This window comes from Paenibacillus sp. J22FR83 (assembly GCF_059691955.1).
In genome coordinates this window covers 306,489-327,501 of record NZ_JCAUAM010000002.1, presented here as the reverse complement: position 1 = coordinate 327,501, position 21,013 = coordinate 306,489, and the positions used below count along the sequence as shown (strand labels likewise).

Below are 21,013 nucleotides of genomic sequence, written 5' to 3'. Positions count from 1 at the left end.
ATATTTGGAGAAGAGGGTGATTCATTGATGCGAGGAAAAAGAAGAGGGAGCTTGGCATTGCTCGTCATGATGCTAACAAGCTTATTGTTGCCACCAGGCATGGGAGCTATAAGTCCCCCTGCCCTGCAAGCGGAAGAGATGAATGCGATCGAGAATGGCTCATTCGAGAATTTGACACCGACCGTGCAACCGGGCTGGACAACAAGAACTGCAGACAAATGGGGGATTTGGATTGATCCCACGGTCACAACCGTCGCCCCAACGGTAACGGTAGATACGATTTATCATCCCGATGGCTTAAGGTCTTTGAAGATTAGTTCCCCGGCTCCTAACAAGAGTAGGTTAACTGTTAACCAAGGCAATCTTCCTATCGTGCCTGGTCAAGAGTATCGGATGTCGGCCAAATTCAAAACTCAAGTGTTGACGGGCGACAACAATACATTTGGTGTGAACATTCGTGCTGTCTATTTAAATTCAGCAGGAGGCGTCATTAAGACCGACTACATTACGCCTGAGAATACACCAGTCCGTGGAAATATCACAGATTTCAAGACCTATACATCATCTACAATTGCCCCGCTGGATGCTGCGACCGCACGCATAGATATTGAATACAATCGCGTTACCGGCAATGTCTGGATCGACGATGTGCAATTCAAGCCTTACACCTCGCTGCAAGGACTATCTTTCCTGGAACCTTCAGGCATGATGCAGGTGGGGGGCGTTCAAGCAGCGCCGCTCGTGCGCACACCTAGCAACACATCGGATCTCGTGCAGAAATGGACATCCTCGAATCCGGGTGTGGCTACTGTCGATAACACCGGTGTGATCACAGGGCTAATACCGGGGACAGCGAAAATTTCGGTCGCTTCCCAGGATGATAAACTCAGCGCTTCCTACACGGTGATTGTGACGCAAGCGAGTCTGCTGAAAAATGGGGGCTTCGAAACCCTTACAGCGGGTTCAGGAAATGGCTTCACAGACTGGCAAGCTGCCGACTGGGCAGCATCGGCAGCGTATGGAAGTCCGACGGTTACTGTGGATGATGCCGTGTATGGCAGCGGCGGCCATGCCCTAGGTATTCGCGCAACGGTCAATAGCAAAGCTTCCGCTGTGCAAAGGAACATTCCCGTAACGGCAGGAGGCTGGTATCGACTCAGCGGCCGAATAAAAACTGAGGCCCTTACAGGCACAGGCGCTTCACTTCGTTTGAACTGGAATGGGTCTGGCGGTACGGTGCTAGGGACTGTTTACGGACCAACGCCAGCTGTGAAAGGGACGACTGCGAATTGGCAGAGCTATGAAGGCCTATTCCAAGCCCCGACAGGGACTTTGAATGCTAGTCTCTATGCGTACTATGAGACAGGTACGGGCAAAGCTTGGTTTGATGATATGCAGCTTATCCCCTGGGTGCCTCTAGCAGGTCTCGTAGAAGATGGCGAATTGACACGCAGCTTAAGCATCGGGGGAACCGTATCCCTGAACGTCTATGGTAGTCCTGCGAACGCGACGGATCAGCGTGTCACCTGGTCTTCGTCACGACCTGACATTGCGGATGTGAGTTACGATGGCCGTGTCATTGCCAAAGCACAGGGCAAGTCGGTCGTTACGGCAACGTCTATCGAACGTGGATGGACGAAATCCTATACGATTTATGTCATGTCGATGAAAAATGGCGGATTTGAAACGACCATACCGATTACAACCGGATGGACGGGTGCCAAGCCATACGGGTGGACGCTTTATTTTAACTCAACAGATAAACCCACGGTTTCCTTAGATACATCGATTAAGAAAGAAGGGAGTAATTCCCTCAAAATTGATGCCAGCCTACCGGGCAAAGCGGTCGTGTATAACCCTATCGATGAGGCCATTTCAGGCAAAAGTTATAAGGTCAGTGGTTGGCTGAAGCAGCAGAACGGAGGAAGCAATGTCTTCTTGCGGGTGCTGTATCTCAAAACGGATAATTCACCAGTCCTGCCAGCGCCGAATTTCTTCGATGTGATCCCTTCTACTGGTGTGCAAGATAGTAATGGGTGGACCTATTACGAGAGCATTGTAACGGCACCAGAATTTACAGCTAGTGCTCGCGTGGAAGTTGCGTTCGAGCTTGGAAAGGGAACACTCTGGGCGGACGACATTAGGGTTATCCCCTGGGTACCTGTCTTGAGCATTCAATTGGATCAGGTTAACGGTCAACTGGGCATAGGCGAGAGCAAAGTGGTAACCGCAACATTGCAACCTAGCGAGGTCACGAATCCGTCGCTCAGCTGGACTTCTGACAATGCGGGCATCGCTTCAGTAGCGGGCAACAGTACGAATCCTTTGCAGGCCACAGTCACGGGCATGGCTCCAGGCATCGCAACCATCCGGGCGTCGTCGGAGAGTCATAAGCCTGGTGAGCAGGGACGATTTGCTACCTATACCGTCATTGTTGGGACAGAAACAGATATCACCGCTTCGGATGATAGTGTCAGTGTCAATGAAGATCAGGGCGTGACTCGTGCTGTGCTTGCTACGGATGCGGCAGGGGATACGCTGACTTCCACAGTGTTGCTAAAGCCATTGCATGGGTCAGCTTCCATTCGTGATGATGGTTCGTGGATCTATTATCCTGATGCTGAATTCAACGGGGGAGATACTTTTACATTGCTAATTACAGACGGACATGATCACTTTGCACTTTCTAAAATCACCTTAACCGTCCTCCCCGTACAGGATGCGCCTGTTATGGATAATGTCCAAATTAGTCTGGGAACGGTGCGCGACTCAGCACTTTCAGGCGTTGTTAAGGCAAAAGACAAGGATAATGATGTTCTCACTTTTGAGAAAAAACTCGATCAAGCACCTCAACATGGTAATCTTACCCTAGATTCCGCTAGTGGGGCATGGACTTATACGCCAAGCACGAGCTATACAGGTTACGATCGCTTTCAAATTGGTGTAAGTGACGGGCATGGTGGTGCAGATACCACAATGTTTAGTATTTATGTAGGATTACCTGGCTCTGAGATGATCGCTTCACTAATTGCGCGCCAACCGGCAGCGGGTGCTGCTCACCCGCGGTTGTATGCGACAAGTGATGATTGGGATCGTATTCGTGGGCTTATCGAGACGGACCCGTTCATGCAGGAATGGTACACGAAAGTCAAAGCCATCGCGGATGACATGCTGGACGATCCATTGCTTACGTATACAATAACGGATCCAACGACCGCAGGCGCTACGGTGTTACCGCTGGCCCAAGCACTCATGAAACGTATTCAACCGCTTGCTTTGATGTATCAAATTACCCATGATGCCAGCTATGCGACTGCGGCAATCGCCCAACTCAACCTGATGGCGAACTCTCAAGCCTATCCAAATTGGAATGGCGGACTCCTTAACTTTCTCAGCATTTCAGAAATGGGGAATGTGGCTGCAATTGGCTATGATTGGCTCTACGAGGCTATGACGCAGCAGGAGCGGGATAATCTTCGAACGCGCATCTTACAAGAAGTATTACTGAAAGCGAAAGATGCTTATAGCAGCAAAGTATGGTGGACGACTTCACCGAGCAACTGGAATTTAGTCGTGAATGGCGGCCTCACAGCAGTTTCGTTGACCATCGGCGATGAAACGGATGCGAGACCCACTGCCGAAAGCGTGCTGCAAAGTGCACTCGCCTCTGTTCAGGTTGGTCTTGGCGTATTTGCGCAACAGGGAGATTGGCCGGAAGGCACAGGCTATTGGGATTATGCGACAGAATACTTAGCCTATATGATCTCGGCTTTGCGGACTAATCTAGGCACGGACTATGGTTTCTTCCATCAGCCAGGCATTGCCGAAACGTCGAGTTTCATGGCTAATTTGCATAGCTATAATGGACCTTTTAATTATTCAGATTCACTAAACACGCTCGTGGATACGCCGCAGTTGCTGTTTTTTGCCGACTTACTGAATTCCCCAGATGTGACTTGGTATCGGAACTTTACGTATAGCAAGAACAAATTGGCTGAACCGCTTGATTTGATTTGGTATCGTCCAGGAACTTTCGGAAGTAGTGATCCTGCCTCCTTGGATGCCTTGTACAATCATCGTCTGAAAAACAATGTCGCTACGTTCCGTGATTCATGGAAAGATCCGAATGGCAGTTATGGTGGGATAAAAGGAGGGATAACGGACTACGCGATTACCAACTCGACACATGCCGATTTGGATATTGGTACGTTCGTCATGGATGCTCTTGGTGTACGCTGGGCGGTTGATCTCGGGAAGGATAACTATGGTTTATATAACTATTCCTATGTGCATCTAGATAAAAGTCCGAATCGCTGGGACTATTACCGAACGCGAGCGGAAGGGTCCAATACCCTCGTTATTAATCCGGATGAAGGACCTGATCAAGCGATTGATGCCAGAGCACCTATCATTGCTTACGATTCGAAGCCGGCAGGCGGGTATGCCGTTGTGGATATGACGTCAGCTTACCGCAAGGATGTGGTATATGCTAAGCGCGGCATGATGTTTGGTCAGGATCGCGGCTCGTTCCTTATACAGGATGAGGTGCAATTGAAGGCTTCCTCTAATCTTTATTGGTTCATGCATACTGAAGCCGAGGTAACGATATTGGCGGGGGGGAAATCAGCTATTTTGAAGCAAAATGGGAAACGATTGTACGCCCAACTTGTATCCCCAGGTGCAGGAAGCTTCGAAGTTATGGAAGCCAAAACGTTACAAGCGAATAAACCGGCAGGTGAAGCCGTCAATAGTGGGCAGAAGAAATTGACGATTCATTTCCCGGCAGCCAATGATTTCGTGACCATCGCCGTGCGTTTCACGCCACTGTTGTCTTCGGAAGACGTGCCAACGGATACGCCGATCGTGACGCCATTACAAGACTGGAGCATCGACATAGCACCTTCAGCGCTGCTGTCCGAGTTGAAGCTGAATGGCGTGCCGCTCGCAAACTTTGAGGCATTGAAGAAAAAGTATGCGGTAGAGTTGCCATACACCGTTCAAGGCACGCCTGTCATCACAGCAGTGAGTGCAGATCCGAATGATACGGTTACGATCACGCAGGCGACAGGAATACCAGGAATGGCGATCGTTGAAGTGACGGATGACCAGGGGATTGCAAGGTCAAGTAAGTATCTGATTGATTTGGCACGTGGTGTCTACTCAGGCATTCTAGAGAATGTTCCCGTACTGCCGATTACCTATGTTGCGGATAGTGGTCCGCAAGGCAACGCATGGCCAGGGACGAATACAGTAGACAACAATCCGAATACGTATTGGTCCGTAGGAGGACCTAATACGATTGATTTCGATCTAGGCTCCGAGACGAAGGCGACGTATGTCGGGATTTCCTGGGTTCGCGGGAACGAGCGTCGATTTAATTTCAACCTGTTAGCGTCTTCGGATGGGCTGAACTGGACGCCGATTTACGAGGGGCCTAGCTCTGGCAAGGTAACGGGCACCTATGAAATTTATGATATTCCAGACACAACTGCGAGGCATATTCGCATTGCTGTGAATGGCAATAACAATAGTACCGTTACCTCGATCACCGAGGTGATGGTGTACGGTGAGTAGTCACCTGAGGTAGAAATAAAAGAAAGAACCTTCGCTGCCTGTAGAGGCGGCGAAGGTTTTGTTTTTGATTGGGGGGAAGTTTCCCCGCCTTCGATTTCAGATGCTTGCTGATGCGTGGGACGCTGGTTATGAGCTGAGGTAGCTTGGATGGGAAGGAGTTAGTTATGGGATTACCTAGCTAGAATGGTGAGTTGATGGGGTGATGGTGTTTTGTGTAGCTTCTATGTTCTAGGAAATAGATGGATTTTATGTAGTTAAATCTCGAGATTTCTTCAACATCCAAAAAATAGATGGAAAACCTGTAGTTAATTGGGATCATTTCACGCGATCTGAGCAAAAACGCCAGTTTTACCTACATATTTTCCAGTTAAATCGCGTATATGAGGAAATATCCCGAAAATAGCTGTAGATTTTCCAGTTATTCGAATCTGACACGGTTTTCGGCCTAGAGAGCTTCCTGCCATGAGCTTTTGCGACGAGCGATCAACGAGCTTACGAGATTGACTCCCTCGTATAAGAAATTCTAATATATTCCTATAGAGTAAATCCTGACCTTTCAATATCGGATATGAGGAGAGTGTGCATCGTGAACTTACGAATCAAACTAGCCATGGCATCAGCAGGATTGTCGTTTATTTCTTTTTTCTTAATTTCTAATGGATTAGGCATGATCCTTTTCATAATAGGGGTTTGCTTGAGTGTGAGTCGTTTAAAAAGCCGATATGCCAAATTGGCCTTAACGTTAAACTTATCCGTTGCTGTCTTACAGGTGGTGGTTGTTTTTTATTTGGTTTTTAACTTTAGCTCGATGGATTAAGGTGAGTAAGCACGAAAAAGAGCGGGAAACCGCTCTTTTGTCATACATATGAGATGAACTCCAATCAACCTTTGATGGCACCGATCATAACGCCTTTCACGAAATACTTTTGCAGGAAAGGGTAGAGGAATAGAATAGGCGCTGTGGCCACGATGATTGTCGCGTATTTGATCGTTTCTCCGATAGGCATCTTATCGTTCCCACCAACACCTGTCATCATCGATTCGGTACTGTTCGTGATCAATATTTCTCGCAAAATAAGCTGCAGCGGGTAGAGGTCACGCGTGCGTAAATAAATTAATGCACTGAACCAAGCGTTCCAATGGGCAACACCGTAGAAGAGCACCATCACGGCAACGACAGGCATCGAGAGTGGTAGAATGACGCGGAACAGAATGGTGAAATCGTTAGCCCCATCTAGCTTGGCCGATTCCTCCAAACTGACAGGCACACCTTGAAAGGCCGTACGCATAATAATTAAGTTGTACGCACTCATAGCTGTTGGAATGATCAGAGCCCAGCGGGTATCCACCATGCCTAAATCGTTAATGAGCAAGTAGGTTGGGATGAGACCGCCACTGAAAAACATCGTAAACACAATCATAAACATAACCGGGTTCTTCCACATCACGTCTTGTCGAGATAGGGCATAGGCCCCTAAGGCGGTCATGAGGATGTTCAGTGAGGTGCCGAGTATGACATACAGGATCGTGTTCAGATAGCCGGTCATGATGGCGGGATTGTTAAACACCATGCGATAAGCTTCGAAATTTAACCCTTGTGGGTACCAGAGCAGCCCGCGCACTTGCACGATCCAAGCGGGATCGCTTAGTGAGGCGACAAGCACATACAGAAACGGATATAGCGTAACGAGAGATAGTAGGATCAATAATAACGAATTTGAGACGTCAAAAATGCGTTCTCCCCAGCTTCTACTCATGATGATTGCTCCTCCTTTTACCAAAGCTTATTATCACTGGTACGCCGGCTTAATGTATTCGCCAGAACGAGCAGCGTGAAGTTGATGAGAGAATTGAAGAGTCCGACAGCCGAGCTGTAGCTGAAGTTGGATTCGAGAATCCCTTTCCGATAGACGAAAGTTCCAATAACATCGGCCGTTTCGTAGGTGGTTGGGTTATATAAAAGCAGGATTTTGTCAGCGCCCAGGGTCATGAAATTACCAATTTGCAAAATAAGCAGAATCACGATCGTGGACATGATACCCGGTAGGGTAATGGTGAACGTTTGCTGCCAACGATTGGCGCCATCCACTTTGGCAGCTTCATACAACGAAGGATCGATGCCTGACATCGCAGACAGATAAATGATGGAGCCCCAGCCGATATTTTGCCAAATATTCGAAGAAACATAGACAGACCGGAACCAACCGGACTCTTGCAGAAACGTAATTGGTGTGAAACCAAACCAGGAGCTAAGGATATTATTAATTAATCCGTCACGGGCTAGGAAATCAACAAGCATTCCTGAGATAACAACGATCGAGATGAAATGGGGCATATACGTAATCGTCTGAACGGCACGTTTCAGAAACTTGCTGCGCAGTTCATTGAGCAGGAGCGCTAAAATGATCGAAGCAGGAAAAGAGAATAACAGGTCATACGAGCTGATCAGCAGTGTATTGCGTAAAATTCGCCAGAAATAATAGCTGGAGAAGAAATCTAGAAAATGTTTAAATCCAACCCAGGGACTATGCAAAATACCGATGCCTGGCGCGTAATCTTTAAATGCAATTTGTAAGCCGTACATCGGAACATAATAGAAAAGAATGTAGTAGGCAACGACGGGGAGCAGCATGATGTAGACATATTTATTCATTCGGGCATCGCGTATAAAGCGATAAGAGAACTTGCTTTTGTCGACCGCTGGCTTCACGGTGCTGGTCAGTTCATTGCGTGCTGCGGGCATAGCGGGCCCCTCCTCTAGCTATTGAGTCGGTAAAAATGGGTGCAAGAAGACGCCACACGGCAGGGGAGTCCCCTCCCTCGCCGTGAGTTAAGCGTCTTACGGATGGTTTATTTCCGAGTATTGAAACGGTCTAAGGCTGCTTGACGCGCTTTGATGGCTTCTTCAACACCCATTCCTTTCATGGTTTGCACATATTTATCGAAGTTTTCAATAGGCTCAGCACCCATGACGAATTTATTGAACATTTCATCGCGGTACGTTTTCACGTCATTCATAATGGATGCTGTTTTGGAACTCTCATCGGCTGTCATGCTGACACCTGGCATTTGTTTAGAATGATCTGCAGCTGTCCATGTTTTCTGCGCCTCACGCTGTGCAGGAATTGTGTAATACTGCTCGATGTAGCGTTTATCTTGTACGAAAGGTCCGTTCCAGCTAGCTTGGAAATATTTCGCCATGGCTTGGGTAACAGGCAGTTTATCTGGATTATTCATGATAACGTCCGTGTATTTCGGGTAACCGTTCTCAAGTTTGTAACTGACACCTTCGATACCGAAGTTCATCAGCATAGCGCCTTCTTGACTATATTTGAAGTCAAGCCATTTAATGATTTCTTCAGGGTTTTTGGCTTTAGCTGAAAGCGCAGCACCGTAACCTGTGAAAGGCATGGTGTATTGCCCCAAAGAAGCGGGAGCGCCTTCCTTCAACTTCGGATAAGGAACGCCAGTCAGAGCAAAGGCAGGGTTCGTCGGTTGCACTAAAGTTAAGTAGCGGCCTAAACCGGAACCTGCATAACCGGAGTAAGCACCAACTTGGCTATTCGTGATTTTGGCATCCTTCAACTTCCCATCTGTAATGCTGGCATAGTCTTTATCGATTAAGCCATCTTTGTACCAACGTGCTAGAGTTGCGAGGAATTCTTTGTATTCGGGTTGGATCGGGCCGTATTTGGCTTTGCCTTTATCGTTATAGAAATCGGTTGTGATCCCCCAAGCCCCGACTAGCAGGTTGTTGGCATCAAAGTCACCGCCTAAATTCATGTAGAAAGGGATTTCATCCTTCTTCCCATTGCCGTTCGGATCCTTATCACGGAAAGCCGTTAATACCGTTTCCCATTCAGGAATCGTTGTCGGTGCTTTGAGACCCAATTTATCGAGCCAGTCTTGGCGGAAAATAGGACCATTTACAACGCTCAGCAGCTCATCGCCAAGCAAGAAAGGCATGACGTAGATATTGCCTTCATCGGTTGTGATCATTTTGCGGAACTCGGGATGATCTTTAAGAATCTTCGTTAAATTCGGTGCGTTCTTCTCGATAAGTTCATTCAGACGAAGCAGCTGTTTCCCTTTAATAAGCGAATCAGGGCTTTGAGCAATGGTTGTGAAATTGTACTCGATGACATCAGGCAAGCTATTGGAGGCAAGCATGATATTGAATTGATCTTTCTCTTGGCCTGTTGGCGGATGTTGGAAGTCAACTTTCGTGCCGGTTTTCTTCTCAATTTCCTTATAGGCAGCCATTTCATTGTAGTTCTTCATAACAGCTGCTGCATTACCATTCATAGATACCCAGTAGGTGAGGGAAGTGGGATACTTCACCTCAGGGGTTGATGACGCTGTCGTTGCGGCTGAAGGTGCAGTTGATGCTGCAGGTGTAGATTTAGCATTGTCGCTGCTACAGCCTGCCATGAAGACGGAGAGAGCTGCTGCTGAGATCACGGTTAATTGAATCGTTCTTTTCTTTCTGTTCATACGTGGATGACCCTCCTGTACATATTGTTTTTGCGGTGTCGTTGTCCGCAATTTCAATATAAAAGAACAGACTTTTGCTGCCTACAATACGTTCTAATGAACGATAAACACCGCTTCAGATCAGGGGTAAACCGTGTTTCAGGGGGGCTAACCATCCTTCAGATGTTCCCCTCTTTGCTGCATTTCGCGGTACTTTCCAGGGGTAATCCCTTCTATTTTCTTAAAGACTCGAATGAATCCGATATCGGTTGAATAGCCAACGCCCTGCGCGACTTGCAGAACGGTCATGCCTGGTACCTCAAGTAAGCGCTTCGCTTCTTTCATTCGAACTTCAATCACATAATCAGTCAAATTGATGCCGTATTGCTTCTTAAACAAGCCAGATACATATTGAGGAGTCATTCCGAAATGATCCGCAATCGAAGTTAAACTGAGGGAATGATCTTCGTAGTGTTCATCGATATAAAGCTTCATCCGCTCTTGCCAACGCTCATGCTGTTCGGAGCGAGCCTCTTGCACACTGTTGCATATATATAGGCAAAGTTCTTTGACCTTTTTTAACATATCTTCGGCCGACGTGCTGTTAATGATGAGCTTCACTGGATCAGAGCCGTCCTCTTGCCATTGTTTCTCATCGATTTTCAAGGCATTCGTTACTTTAAGCACGGTGCCTAACAGATTCAGGAAGAGTAATTTACCTAGTTCAGGTGTCGTATCACGAGAACCCATATTATGCTGGTACAGCTCATTAAGGAGCCGTTCCACGCCTTCGTATTCGCCGCTTTTGAGACAATTAATGATTTGTGCTTCCATCTCCATGGGATAGTGATAATAAGTGCGTTCCATGAAACGAATTTCATCGTAATGAATAACAGAATTAATGCCATGAATAATCCGGTAATCGAGGGCATTAAGCGCTTCGTTGTAGCATCGGGAGGCTTCTAGCCTGCCGAAATGCAGGGAGCTGGTCGCGACCGTGATTTTCATACGGAACCGATCTTCGATAACGCCCTTAAGCTCAGCAATTAAGCGATCACGGCTCAGCATTGTCTCCTCTGATGCATCGGGAACATTCAACAGAAGCGCTAAGCGGTTGTTATCTGTTTCCGTGACATAGCCGGAATTACCAACGAATTCACTGCTCAAATTGAATAAAATAAACCGTACAAGCGCACGATCCCGATCGCTCTCGGCAATTCGGTAATCGCGGCTTTCATCGACTTCAAGAATAATCACACTCACATAGGGATGAGGAAGCTTAACGCCCATGAAAGCGAGCGAGTCTTCGGTTAACTCTGCTTGTTCGACCTCACCTTTTAACAATCGGGTCAAGAAGTTGGCACGAACGACGGGAAGGTGTCCCGCTAGCTGCTGCTCAAGTGCTTTGCCCTCAGCTACAGAGGCGGCAATGGAATGCCGGATGTAATCGTATTCATTGGAAGGGCCATTTCGAGGCACATTTTTTCCTTTATTAATGGCATAAACCAAATCTCGAATAGGACTATAGCTGCGGTACGCCATCCAATAAGCGGCAGCACTTCCGGCAGCCACAACAAGAACTAACAGATAAATGGCCCATGTTTTGATTTCATTCACGCGCTCTAAGACGACGCTCTTCGGTACCAAGGAAATATATTTCCAACCGCTGCGGCCTGTTGTGTAGGAAAGCATCTGTGTCTTGCCACTCTCCTCATAGGTTTCGTAGCCATTGGTGCCTTGGATCTCCGTAAGTAAGTTGGGGGATAGCTTGTAGGCATTTGAAGTGGAGAGGATGACTTGTCCCGTCTCATCAAGAATGAACATGGAGCCATTATTTACCCACTGGATACCTTTCAGAAGATCAAGGATTTTCTGCTCATTAATAAGCATGACAATTGTGCCTTTGATATTGTTGGTTTCACCCAGTGGCAAGGAAATCGCACTCGCGATGACATTCTTGCTAGTGAGATCGGGTGCAGACGCCGATGTAGGCATGTAGGTTAAGTAGTGAAACCCTGTCAGGAGCTCCGAGCGGACTTGCTCTAAGCTTTTGCCAGGGAGGGGGTATAGCTTGGTGAAGAAGGTAGGGGCGTCGGTTTTCAAATTGGGGGAAATCACGGTGTCTTCATCCCGTAAGTAAATGTAGAAATCATCAATAAATGGCGTGCTGTTCCGAATCGTTCTCAACGCGCGGACGGCTTCTTCATATTGAATGTATTTCTCGCTGTCTTTGATCGTCCACAAGGTTTGCAGTTTAGGTTGTGTTGCGATCTGAATGCCGAGTTGTTCAATCTCTTGCAAATTGTTGTCGACGACCTGACGAGCTTGTTCCAGCATAGCCAAATTAGATCGATTGGCATTATCGACCATATTTTTTTCCATATTCGTATACAGAATGAACGTACCCGTTACGGGAATAAGTAGAATAAGAATGTAAGAGAGCCATAAGGTTAGAAAAATACTTTTGCGTCGCAGCAGCATAGGTGAGCCCCTCCAATGGGTGCGGGATTAGGTGGCATGACATATGTGAATATAGTAGTAGGCTTGGAGAGAAGATGGGAGCAGTTTATCATATCTAACTGTTAGCATCAATGATTTCCTTCGTATCTCAGTACGTGGCGAGTGTCTTAAAACTGTCCTAAAATCGCATGCGGTAGGATGACCATTCCAGCAAGTTGATATCGACCAACATATTTGTGTAAGATGAAGGGGAAGTTCCGCCTGTAAGTAGTGGGAATCAGGAGTATGGAGGAGGCGAGCTATGGCGCGTTCAAAGCCGCTTTGGTTACTAATTAGTTGGTTTGTTGTTGCCATTCTGGGACTACTCGTATTGAAATGGACAGGTGTATGGGAACATATAGATTTGAATTGGGTCACGAGATGGCTTCGTGATTTGGGCCCTATAGGGGGTCTGTTGTATATCCTGGCGTATACGCTAAGACCGTTGGTCTTGTTCCCAGCGACACCTTTGACGCTTTATGGAGGCTATGTATTTGGCGCGTTTTGGGGGACCGTCTACGATATTATTGGTGCAGGAGCAGGAGCATTACTGTCTTTCTATATCACGCGCAAATGGGGCCGCGGCAGCTTTCAACGTATATTACGAAGCCCTAAGCTCTTATCCTTTGATCAAAAAGCAGAGGAAAAAGGCTTCATGGTTGTATTGTATATGCGGCTTATGCCGTTCTTTCCATTCGATGGGATCAGCTATGGAGCTGGATTATCGAAAATCCGCTTCTGGGACTATACATGGGCCACATTCATCGGGATTATTCCCGGAGCGATTGTTTATAACGTTTTTGGCGCTTCCTTGAATGATATCTGGTCATGGAAGTTTCTCGGTGCCGTGGGGATGTATGCGGTATTTGCTATCGTTCCGCTGCTTATTAAGAGAAGGCAAGCGCGCAAAGTGCGCCAAGCCGCATAAGAGTAAGAGGGAACAATTATTTCGCCGTGGGAGGCAGGGAACACATGCAGGGGAAAGTTGTACCGAGGAATGGAATCTGGCGTTTAGGGGGAGCAGGTGCTCTGCTCCTTATTTTTATTGGGTTATCGCAGAGCATTACGGCAACTTGGGTGCAAGCTTTGGATCATCATGTAGGCGGTTACATACAAGAACGTAGAGGTGATCTGTGGACACCTGTCGCCAAATTCTTTACATTCTTGGGAAGTGGGGCTACGGAATTCATTCTCTACTTCCTAGTAGCTGGGCTGTTGTATGTGAAATTCAAGATGAAGTGGGAACCCCTTGTTTTATTTGTTGGTGTACTTGGCGCATGGCTGCTGAATTCGGGCCTGAAAGAGCTCTTTGAACGCGATCGTCCATCCCCAGAGGGATGGTTAGTGGAGGTGGATAGTTTCAGCTTTCCCAGCGGTCACGCGATGGTCTCCATTTTGTTCTATGGGCTTGTAGGGTACTTGTTCTGGATAAATTTGCGGCACGTATGGAAGCAAGCTTGGCTCATTCCTCCAACCACAGCACTCGTTATCATTTGTATCGGATTAAGCCGCGTTTATCTAGGCGTACATTATGCTAGCGATATTCTAGCCGGCTTTGTCGCCGGCGGGGCTTTGTTGACAGGATGCATGATAGGCGTGCACACCATACGATATCGTCGATCACGAAGTCAATCTTAAGCCGTATGTTAGTATACATGCTTCCGTCCCTGCAGGACGACAGAGTCGTTTGATCTATAGTCCTTTCTGCCGCTGTATGTGCAGAAGGGGCTTTTTGATTTTGCCGGGTACACGAACCTCATCCTGCATACGAATCCATGCACTGGGGAAAAATACCTCTGGAAAGAGGGCAGAGTGATGGATACGAATACAAATAATGAGGCAATGGCGATTCCGATTTCAACGATACAAGAACGAAAAAAATATTTTCAAACACAGTTGAGCCATTCGGAAGATCTCGTCATCCATACAATGAATTGGAATCATAAGCAGGTTAATATCATTTATCTAACAACGTTAGTTGAGTCGAGTCTGATCCAAGACAAGTTAATCATTCCCTTGAAACGAGAAAAAGTAGGCGAATTCCTCGACGTTATTCCCCTAGGGGAAATACAGATCACTTGTATGATAGAGCAAGCAACGGAAAGTGTATTGCGCGGAGGCTGTATCATCGATTTCGAGAATGAGAGCGATTTATACATTTTTCATGCGTCCTCTTCTGTTTCACGGAGCATCACGGAGCCGATTAATGAGAAAGTAATAGGTGATTCGCATGAGGGGTTCATTGAAAGGTTGGATATTAACCTTCATCTGATTCGGAAAAAAGTGGAAAGCAAGGATCTGAGGATTCGTTATTATACGATAGGCATGGAAACGAATACGCGTCTTGCGATGGTGTATGTAGAAACGCTTGCGAACCCGGATATTGTTGCAGAGGTGGAAGAGCGTATCTCATCGATTCGTATTGACTATGTTGCATCGATGGGGTTTGTCGAAGAACTTATTGAGGATGCCCCTTTCTCCCCGTTTCCGCAAATTCTAAGTACGGAAAGAGTGGACAGAGTTGGAGCCAATCTGATGGATGGCAGAATCGCCGTTCTCGCAGAAGGTTCGGCTAGAGCGATTATTTTACCCATTAATTTCTTTGCGTTTTATCAGTCTCCTGATGATTATAATACGCTTTGGTTTATAGGGAGTTTCTTCCGTTTATTGCGGGTTTCTACGTTCTTTATTGCGATAGCGCTGCCAGCCTTATATATTTCAGTGGTTAGTTTCCATTTTGAAACCATTCCTAATGAACTCGTACTTCTCATGCAAAGCGCCGTGCTTGAAATTCCGTTTCCTCCGATTATTGAAGCTCTGCTAATGGAAATAACGATTGAATTGTTAAGAGAAGCAGGTCTGCGATTGCATACAGCTGTTGGACAAACGATCGGTATTGTTGGAGGGCTTGTTATCGGTGATGCGATCGTCAAAGCAGGTCTAGTGTCGAACATTATGATTATTGTAGTCGCTTCGACAGCTGTGGCGTCATTCGTTGTGCCTTCCATTGAATTCAGGGAGACTGTGCGAATTCTGCGCTTTCCAATGATGATTTTGGCTGCTACCTTCGGTTTTTTGGGTATCACGTTCGGATTTACATTCATGTTGATCCACTTGTGTAAATTAGAGGGATTTGGTACGCCATATTTTTATCCGTTATCGCCTTTCAAATGGAGCGGGTTAAAGGATTCATTCATTCGATCGCCTGTATGGAGGATGAACCAACGTCCAAATGATAGTCTTCCCCAGAAAAAGCTGCGGGAATTATTCTCTAGGGGATGGGTGAAGCATGAGCGCAGAAAATAATAGCATCTCCACAAGACAATTAGCCTTCTTTACCATGCAAACAGCTATTGGCGAGGGAGCGTTAACTGTTCCTTATAGCGTTCACTCTGTCGCATCCGTGGATGGATGGATATCCATGTTGTTAGGGGGAATTGCGAGTCAAGTAGTCATTATCCTCATATGGATGATCTGCAAGAAATATCCGCAGATGACGATGATCGAATTTTTCCCCCACATTCTCGGAAAACCGTTGGGATATGCTGTTAACGTCCTTTATATTGTCTATTTTATGGGGATAGCAAGCATTGTGCTCATGAATTACTGTCGGATCATTAATGCTTGGATCTTCCCGATGACGCCGAAATGGGTCATCATGTCGTTAATGATGTTCACTAGTTTCTATTTAGCAAAAGAAAGCTTGAAAATGATTGCGCGGTTTGAATCACTGATTTCCGTATTATTTATTATTCTTATCATATTTGTGATATTTCCCTTCTCCAAAGGTAATGTATTATATCTTCTACCCGTCGGTCAGGCCGGGATAGGAAATATTATGAAGGGAATGAGGGAGGCCGTTATTACGCTCGCTGGTTTCGAGTTGATGCTAATGGTGTATCCTCAAGTCCGAGGAACAGATGGGAAAAAATTGAAATCTATGATGATCTCATACGGCTGCGTGACTTTGTTTTATTTATTGATCATTTTATCCTGTTCGATGTTTTTAGGGTCTATGGAGTTAAGTTTTGTTCCAGAGCCTGTGTTATACACGCTTAAGGCGTTCTCGTTTCAGATCGTGGAGAGAGCGGACTTGCTGTTTTTGTCGTTTTGGGTAGTCATCGTCATGACTTCCATTGTTAATTATGTTTTTCTCGCTTCAACAGGGATTACTAAGCTTTTGAAAATCCGCAGTACCTCTAAGGTGACCTTGTTAGTGGTTGCAGTATGTATGCTAGTTGCGCTATTTCCGCAAAATTTTCTGTTTATCAGTACGCTCAATGAATGGTTTTCATATTTCACGATAGGTATGATTTTTGTACTTCCACTGCCACTATGTATACTATCCGTTATGCGAAACAGGAGGAGAGTAGTAAAATGAACAGATGCTGGCCTGTTGTAATCAGTCTACTCGCCATGACTCTCATTTCCGGTTGCTGGGATCGAACTTTTTTGAAGGATGTTAGATTAATTCTAGGAGTAGGCATTGACAAGGGGGAGGATGAAGGGGTTCTAAGCACCTTTATCTTGCCGGATGTTACGGATAAGAAGAGGAATGCCCCAGAAATCTTGTCGGCTGAGGGAGGATCTGTTCGAGAGTCACGATTTAACTTGGGTAAACAACTAACCTTGGTTCCTGATGCATCAAAGAATCGCTTTACAGTGATTGGGGAACAGTTGGCCAAACAAGATCTATATGAGGTTTTGGATGTTTTATATCGCGATCCCAAAAGTGCGCTGAATGCCAAAATTGCTGTCGTTGATGGTCGTGCCAAAGAGTTCTTACATACGGGTTATACGAAAAAATCTAATTTTATCTTAAATCTGGATAAGCAAATCGCAAGTGCCGAAAAGGAGACAATTGTTCCCAAAATCAATATCCAATCCATTCTTTCGATCATGCTTGATCCCGGACAAGATATTGTTGTTCCGCTCCTTGGCGTGGGAAATGACATCCCGCTGGTTAAGGGACTAGCACTGTTTAATAAGAAATCGTTTACAGGTGAGCTGAATTCAAGCGAGTCTACGATTTGTTTATTGATGGCTGACCGAATGGGAAAAGGCGCAAGGATCACACTGCCTATTCTTAATGGAAAGAAAATAGGGGGAGATATAACTTTCCAAGTATTTCACTTAAAACGGAAAATGAATGTGGATGTAAGAAGTGACAACGTAGCGGTCAAGATTGATTTGACTATAAAAGTCGTTGTTGATGAATTTCCCATTAGTCATTTAGATGAGGTTGAACAAGTGGGTGAATTGAATGAGCTCATTTCCGATGAAATGACGGAGCGTGCTCAGTTGGTTGTTCAGAAGCTGCAGAATGCTAATTGCGACGTATTTGGCATTGGCAGGAGGCTGATTGCCTTTCATCCCAATTACTGGAAGAATATCGAGTGGTATCGCACCTATCCGCAAATCACGATTCAGCCTAACCTCAAGGTCGAAATAGCCAGACCTGGTATTATTTTTTAATGGGAGGGAAATGCACATTCCTGGAGAATATGTAAGAATTACCAATACATATCATCATAAAACGGGGGAATGTGCATGACTATAGAAACATCTCGCTTTTTTACTTATGAAGATACCAAGAATCAAGACATTTTTTATCGGTTGCCTGACCATTGGTGGAGTAGGCATTATGAGTACATATGGGCTTCCCAATTTGTGAAAAAAGATGATATTGTTCTAGATGCTGCATGTGGCTTAGGCCATCCCTTTAAGTATTATTTAGCTGACAAATGTCAAGAAGTTTACGCTTGCGATATGGACGAACGATTACTCGATACGAACGAAATTATTAAAGAATTGGAATATTATCTTGGAAAAGAGAATATAGATCAAATTAACCTGCCCATGTTAAGTATTCCAAAATTCGCTGTTTCGGACATTTCCAATCTGCCGTATGATGACGGGAAGTTCGACGTAGCCTTCTGTATTTCTGTCATGGAGCATATTGAAGATACCGAGGTGCAGCTTCGTTCGCTGCAAGAGTTTAGGCGGGTTCTGAAAGACGATGGCAAATTGATTATTACGGTTGATTATCCAGATGTACACGTGGAAAGCTTTCTAAGTTTGATTGCTGCTTCGGGGTTACAATTGGTCGGAGATCATGACTTTACGATGCCCATTAATGCGATTACTTCGGACTATTATGGCAGAGATTTATGGTGCATTCGATTCGTTCTTGAAAAAATAAGCGTTTAACATACGACAACGGTATTTACTCATTTCACAGGACAACGCCACTTCGGTTTGTCCTTTTTTCTTTTGTGAGCTGAGCGTTGTATAATTAGGAATGTCATCATCAGTAGAAGACTCAGAAAGAAGGGATGACCATGCTAAAGCTAAGTATTCTTGACCAGTCACCGGTATCATCCGGCTTTACTCATAGTGAGGCATTACAACAAACGATTACACTAGCACAGCTGGCTGATCGACTAGGTTATACGCGATTCTGGGTGTCAGAGCATCATAACTCAGCAGGGCTTGCAGGTTCTTCTCCAGAGGTGCTTATCTCCACGCTTGCTGCTCGCACAAGCCGTATACGGCTTGGCTCTGGCGGCGTGCTGCTTCCTCACTACAGTGCCTACAAGGTCGCTGAGAACTTCCGTATGCTCGAGGCGCTCTATCCAGGGCGCATCGACCTTGGCATCGGGCGTGCGCCTGGCGGCACGCCGCATACGGCGAAGGCGCTGCGTGGCGTCAGCGCCGATCTGTTCGAGGGACTTGAGCGGTTCCCCGCGCAAGTCACGGATTTACTGCGGTTCCTCACCGACTCGGTGGAACCTGGGCATGTGTTCGAGGGCATCCGCGCCACCCCGTTGGTGGCCTCGATGCCCCAGGTCTGGCTGCTCGGCTCCACGGGGCAGAGCGGGGTGTATGCGTCGCAGGCAGGCGCAGCCTTCTGCTTCGCGCACTTCATCAACGGAGCGGGAGGGCAGCATGCGGTGCGAAGCTACCGCAGCTCGTTCCAGCCGTCCGCGCTCAATGTCGTGCCGCAGGCGACGGTCTGTATTTATGTGCTGTGCGCGGAGACGACAGCGGAGGCGGAGGAGCTCGCGACTTCAGTCGATTTGCGTATTCTGCAAATGGAAAAGGGCGAGTTCACCGGAGTGAAATCGCCGAAGGAAGCTGCGGAATATACGTATTCCGATTGGGATCAGACCCGTGTGCGAGACAATCGCTCGCGGATGATCGTGGGCAATCCCAGTCAGGTTCGAGAGCAAATCCTGCTACTCGCCGAAAGCTATGGTGTCGATGAAGTCATGGTCGTTGCAGGTGGACACCAAGTGGAAACAAGGCTGCGGACCGTGGAGTTGTTGGCGGAAGCTTTTGAATTAAGCCATCACCACAGCTACGTCATTTAGCGGGCTGATGGATGAATGGGGGCCTAGCGCGTGCGCTTCGGCCGCTTATCGATTTCTTGCGTCACGATAAACGCCAGTTCTTCATTGCCGAAGAGGGATAGTACGCCAAGCAAAGTGTCATCCGGTACCTCGCCAGCCTCCTCTTTCGGTACCGTTAGCTCGAGAGCTTTCTCAAGTGCTTCATTATTCGGCTGGTCCGGATAGGCGCTATGATAAAGTGCTGCAGGGTCCAGACCATGGTTAATACACCATTGTGCAAAAACCAAAATCATCATATGCTCTTCACGCTTGTAATTTTCGATCATTTGCTCTTCTAATTGTTTATTATTCATTGGGTAACAGACAGCTCCTTAGATTACGATTGCAATGCGCGTATTAACTTGGTCAACCTCTATACACGAAGAAAGCTTTGTCTACAAAGAAACCTCTGTCTGCCAAGTCAACCTCTATCCACCTTCGGGTGGATGGGTTCATTATAGCGAAAGATTAGGTGTATTCACAATGATCATTAAGAATGAGAAAATCAAAGCCTCCGAAGTTGTGGTCACGGGGCTGCAGGGTGAGGATTTAGGTGTTATGTCCACGAAAGATGCGCTTGCTCTTGCCAAAAGGTTAAAAGTAGACCTCGTCTGCACCTCGCTCATGAGCTCGCCACCTCCCTGCAAGCTGATTGGAGCGGGGGCAGCCAAACAAGAGGCCATGCAAGAAAAGCAGCAGGCCCGAAAACAAGAGCAAGGGCCGAAGGTCAAGGAGCTTCGCTTGACGGCGAACATCGAAGATCACGATCTCGATACGAAACGTCAGCAAGCTGAGCGTATATTGAAGGGAGGGGACGCCGTCCAGCTGGTCGTTAAGATCTCCGGCAAGGAGGGCGCGAAAGCCAAGGAATTGCTAGAAACCTTAGTGAAGGAGCTCAGCTCCCTCGGCAAGAAGCATACCGGCATTCAATTGAGCGGCAAGCAAGCAGCCGTTCAATTGGATCCGTTATAGAAAAAGCATGGACAATCCTTCGGGGAGGTCCGTGCTTTTTTTTGGTAGGTGGTGGTGGATGTAGGCTACTTTATCAACACACATACTCTCCCCACGTTCAAAGA

At 46.7% G+C, this 21,013-nt stretch carries 15 protein-coding genes; 10 read left to right on the top strand and 5 right to left on the bottom strand.

Annotated elements, in window-relative coordinates:
• Positions 1-27 precede the first annotated feature (27 nt).
• Both AC58PV_RS04950 and AC58PV_RS04945 read left to right on the top strand, forming a co-directional pair.
• Complete coding sequence (locus AC58PV_RS04950) at positions 28-5,574, top strand: Ig-like domain-containing protein (RefSeq protein WP_497431158.1); 5,547 nt, start codon at positions 28-30, stop codon at positions 5,572-5,574.
• Between the two features lie 586 nt (positions 5,575-6,160).
• Positions 6,161-6,391: a hypothetical protein gene (locus tag AC58PV_RS04945; RefSeq protein ID WP_497431157.1), complete on the top strand. Its 231-nt coding sequence runs from the start codon at positions 6,161-6,163 to the stop codon at positions 6,389-6,391.
• Between the two features lie 64 nt (positions 6,392-6,455).
• Here AC58PV_RS04945 and AC58PV_RS04940 read toward each other — a convergent pair whose 3' ends face one another.
• The 4 genes from AC58PV_RS04940 to AC58PV_RS04925 form a co-directional block, all read right to left on the bottom strand.
• Positions 6,456-7,331 carry a carbohydrate ABC transporter permease gene (locus AC58PV_RS04940; protein WP_497431156.1) on the bottom strand — a complete coding sequence of 292 codons (876 nt, stop codon included), beginning with the start codon at positions 7,329-7,331 and terminating at the stop codon, positions 6,456-6,458.
• A 17-nt stretch (positions 7,332-7,348) separates the two neighbouring features.
• Positions 7,349-8,317: an ABC transporter permease gene (locus AC58PV_RS04935; protein ID WP_497431155.1), complete on the bottom strand. Its 969-nt coding sequence runs from the start codon at positions 8,315-8,317 to the stop codon at positions 7,349-7,351.
• A 107-nt stretch (positions 8,318-8,424) separates the two neighbouring features.
• Entirely contained in the window at positions 8,425-10,068 is a 1,644-nt protein-coding gene (locus AC58PV_RS04930; RefSeq protein ID WP_497431154.1) for an extracellular solute-binding protein, read from the bottom strand.
• 147 nt (positions 10,069-10,215) lie between these two features.
• Positions 10,216-12,528 carry a helix-turn-helix domain-containing protein gene (locus AC58PV_RS04925; protein WP_497431153.1) on the bottom strand — a complete coding sequence of 771 codons (2,313 nt, stop codon included), beginning with the start codon at positions 12,526-12,528 and terminating at the stop codon, positions 10,216-10,218.
• Positions 12,529-12,808: 280 nt separating this feature from the next.
• Between AC58PV_RS04925 and AC58PV_RS04920 the strand changes: the two genes are divergently transcribed.
• The 7 genes from AC58PV_RS04920 to AC58PV_RS04890 all read left to right on the top strand — a co-directional run bounded on the left by AC58PV_RS04920 (position 12,809) and on the right by AC58PV_RS04890 (position 19,919).
• Positions 12,809-13,474, top strand: coding sequence for a TVP38/TMEM64 family protein (locus tag AC58PV_RS04920; protein ID WP_497431152.1), 666 nt, complete (start codon positions 12,809-12,811; stop codon positions 13,472-13,474).
• A gap of 44 nt (positions 13,475-13,518) precedes the next feature.
• Positions 13,519-14,184, top strand: a complete 666-nt coding sequence (locus AC58PV_RS04915) for a phosphatase PAP2 family protein (RefSeq protein WP_497431151.1) — start codon at positions 13,519-13,521, stop codon at positions 14,182-14,184.
• Between the two features lie 177 nt (positions 14,185-14,361).
• Positions 14,362-15,852, top strand: a complete 1,491-nt coding sequence (locus tag AC58PV_RS04910; RefSeq protein WP_497431150.1) for a spore germination protein — start codon at positions 14,362-14,364, stop codon at positions 15,850-15,852.
• Entirely contained in the window at positions 15,836-16,927 is a 1,092-nt protein-coding gene (locus tag AC58PV_RS04905) for a GerAB/ArcD/ProY family transporter (protein ID WP_497431149.1), read from the top strand. Before AC58PV_RS04910 ends, AC58PV_RS04905 begins: the two co-directional genes overlap by 17 nt.
• Positions 16,924-18,021 (top strand): Ger(x)C family spore germination protein, encoded by a 1,098-nt coding sequence (locus AC58PV_RS04900; RefSeq protein ID WP_497431148.1) that lies wholly within the window; start codon positions 16,924-16,926, stop codon positions 18,019-18,021. Before AC58PV_RS04905 ends, AC58PV_RS04900 begins: the two co-directional genes overlap by 4 nt.
• Positions 18,022-18,096: 75 nt before the next feature.
• The gene (locus AC58PV_RS04895; protein WP_497431147.1) at positions 18,097-18,756 is read left to right on the top strand and encodes a class I SAM-dependent methyltransferase; all 660 of its coding nucleotides are present in this window, start codon (positions 18,097-18,099) and stop codon (positions 18,754-18,756) included.
• A 131-nt stretch (positions 18,757-18,887) separates the two neighbouring features.
• Positions 18,888-19,919: an LLM class flavin-dependent oxidoreductase gene (locus tag AC58PV_RS04890; RefSeq protein ID WP_497431146.1), complete on the top strand. Its 1,032-nt coding sequence runs from the start codon at positions 18,888-18,890 to the stop codon at positions 19,917-19,919.
• A 23-nt stretch (positions 19,920-19,942) separates the two neighbouring features.
• Here the strand turns inward: AC58PV_RS04890 and yxiS are convergent, their stop codons facing one another.
• On the bottom strand, positions 19,943-20,251 hold the full coding sequence (gene yxiS, locus AC58PV_RS04885) for a protein YxiS (protein WP_056608254.1): 309 nt from the start codon (positions 20,249-20,251) through the stop codon (positions 19,943-19,945).
• A gap of 172 nt (positions 20,252-20,423) precedes the next feature.
• Here yxiS and infC point away from each other — a divergent pair, with 172 nt between their 5' ends.
• A complete protein-coding gene (gene infC, locus AC58PV_RS04880; RefSeq protein WP_497431383.1) occupies positions 20,424-20,909 on the top strand; it encodes a translation initiation factor IF-3 in 486 nt (161 codons plus the stop codon).
• Positions 20,910-21,013 lie beyond the last annotated feature (104 nt).

Bases quoted from the DNA above. Each gene is read 5' to 3' on its own strand.
- yxiS (WP_056608254.1), bottom strand. From the start codon at position 20,251: ATGAATAATAAACAATTAGAAGAGCAAATGATCGAAAATTACAAGCGT.
- AC58PV_RS04940 (WP_497431156.1), bottom strand. From the start codon at position 7,331: ATGAGTAGAAGCTGGGGAGAACGCATTTTTGACGTCTCAAATTCGTTA.
- AC58PV_RS04910 (WP_497431150.1), top strand. From the start codon at position 14,362: ATGGATACGAATACAAATAATGAGGCAATGGCGATTCCGATTTCAACG.
- AC58PV_RS04920 (WP_497431152.1), top strand. From the start codon at position 12,809: ATGGCGCGTTCAAAGCCGCTTTGGTTACTAATTAGTTGGTTTGTTGTT.
- AC58PV_RS04925 (WP_497431153.1), bottom strand. From the start codon at position 12,528: ATGCTGCTGCGACGCAAAAGTATTTTTCTAACCTTATGGCTCTCTTAC.
- AC58PV_RS04905 (WP_497431149.1), top strand. From the start codon at position 15,836: ATGAGCGCAGAAAATAATAGCATCTCCACAAGACAATTAGCCTTCTTT.
- AC58PV_RS04935 (WP_497431155.1), bottom strand. From the start codon at position 8,317: ATGCCCGCAGCACGCAATGAACTGACCAGCACCGTGAAGCCAGCGGTC.
- AC58PV_RS04930 (WP_497431154.1), bottom strand. From the start codon at position 10,068: ATGAACAGAAAGAAAAGAACGATTCAATTAACCGTGATCTCAGCAGCA.
- AC58PV_RS04890 (WP_497431146.1), top strand. From the start codon at position 18,888: ATGCTAAAGCTAAGTATTCTTGACCAGTCACCGGTATCATCCGGCTTT.
- AC58PV_RS04895 (WP_497431147.1), top strand. From the start codon at position 18,097: ATGACTATAGAAACATCTCGCTTTTTTACTTATGAAGATACCAAGAAT.
- AC58PV_RS04950 (WP_497431158.1), top strand. From the start codon at position 28: ATGCGAGGAAAAAGAAGAGGGAGCTTGGCATTGCTCGTCATGATGCTA.
- AC58PV_RS04900 (WP_497431148.1), top strand. From the start codon at position 16,924: ATGAACAGATGCTGGCCTGTTGTAATCAGTCTACTCGCCATGACTCTC.
- AC58PV_RS04915 (WP_497431151.1), top strand. From the start codon at position 13,519: ATGCAGGGGAAAGTTGTACCGAGGAATGGAATCTGGCGTTTAGGGGGA.